Annotated in this window: 1 protein-coding gene; it reads right to left on the reverse strand. The window is 71.1% G+C overall.

The genetic code is table 11. The annotated features are described in order from the left end of the window. On the reverse strand, nt 1-1,593 hold a 1,593-nt coding region (locus FE633_RS49090), incomplete at its 3' end, for an SDR family NAD(P)-dependent oxidoreductase (protein ID WP_342791284.1). Nucleotides 1,594-1,632: the final 39 nt, after the last annotated feature.

The raw sequence follows: 1,632 nt of genomic DNA on the forward strand, positions 1-1,632 counted from the left end.
GCCACTGCCCCACACTCCGGCGATCGAGGAGAACACCACGAACGCCGACAACTCCCGATCACGGGTGAGCTCGTCGAGATGCGCGGCACCGGCCGCCTTGCCCGCCAGCACGCCGGACACACGGTCGGGGGTGAGGGCGCTGATCGGGTCGTCGTCCAGTACGCCTGCCGCGTGGAAGACCGCGTCGATGGGATGGCGGGCCAGCAGGTCGGCTACCGCCTCGCGGTCGGCGACATCGCAGGCCTCCACGACTGCCCGGGCGCCCCATGCCCGTAGCTCGTCCGTGAGTTCACGCGCTCCGGGCGCGTCCGGGCCGCGTCGGCTGGTCAGCACCACCTCGGCCGCACCCTGCTCGGCGAGTTGGCGGGCCAGTCGCGCCCCCAACGCCCCGGTGCCACCGGTGACCAGCACCCGCAGGCCATCCGCCCTCCACGGCTCGGCCGGAGTGCGGTGAGTACCGTGGTCTGCCGGGCTGGCATGGTGCAGACGGCGGGCCAGAATGCGGGAGCCGCGAAGAGCGACCTGATCCTCCCCACCCCCGGCCAGCACACCCGCCAACAGGGACAGCGTCTTGCCATCCAACCGGGACGGCAGATCGACCAGACCGCCCCAGCGCTCCGGGAACTCCAAAGCGGCGACGCGGCCCAGACCCCACACCCCGGACTGCCCCACCTCGACGACCCGGTCTGCTCCCGCAGCCGCCACTGCACCCCGGGTCAGCACCCACAACCGGCCTGCCCCATCGGCATCGGCCAACACCGCCTGCACCAGCGCCAGGGCCGCCTCCGGCCCCTCAGCCGGAGCCAGCACCCCCACCACCGCAGCACCCGCCATTGCGGAGGCAAGTACCTCCGCCAGAGCCGCCCGGTCCACACCAGGCGGGCATGTCACCCGCTCCAGGCCCGGGCACCACTCCTCAAAGCCCGTCAGCACCTCCTGGGAACCGGAGGGCTGAAGCAGCAACCACCGCCCCTCCAGACGACCGGACGGCAGATCAGCCACCCGCTCCCAGGCCACCCGATACCGCCACGCATCCACCGCCGAGCGTTCCGTGCGCTGCCGCCGCCAAGCCGACAACACCGGCACCACACCCGCCAACGCCTGCTGGTCCACACCCAGCACACCCGCCACCGCATCCGCGTCCTGGCGCTCCACCGCGGCCCAGAAACCCGCCTCCGCCACATCAGCCACCACACCCGATGCCTCCGCCCCGGCAGGCTCAGGCCAAAACCACTCCCGCTGAAAGGCGTAGGTGGGCACAGCCACCCGACCGGCCCCGGTGCCTTCGAAGACGACAGGCCAGTCGACACCGACACCATGAACGAAAGCCGTTGATACGGCCGACAGGAGAGCCTTGGCCTCGTCACGATCCTTACGCAGGGCCGGCACGAAGACGCAGTCAGCACCGTCGTCGGCAAGGCAGGCCTGAGCCATGGCAGTCAACGTCCCGTCCGGACCCAACTCCACAAACCGGGTCACCCCATGCTCGGCCAGCCACGCCACCCCATCGGCGAAACGAACCGCCTGACGCACATGCCGCACCCAGTACTCCGCCGACCCCAACTCCCCCACTCCGGCAGCCTGACCAGTCACATTCGACACCACCGCCAACCGCGGCGGCTGGTAGGTGAC

The sequence above is a fragment of the Streptomyces montanus genome (assembly GCF_005786655.1).
Taxonomy (GTDB): Bacteria; Actinomycetota; Actinomycetes; order Streptomycetales; family Streptomycetaceae; genus Streptomyces; species Streptomyces sporangiiformans.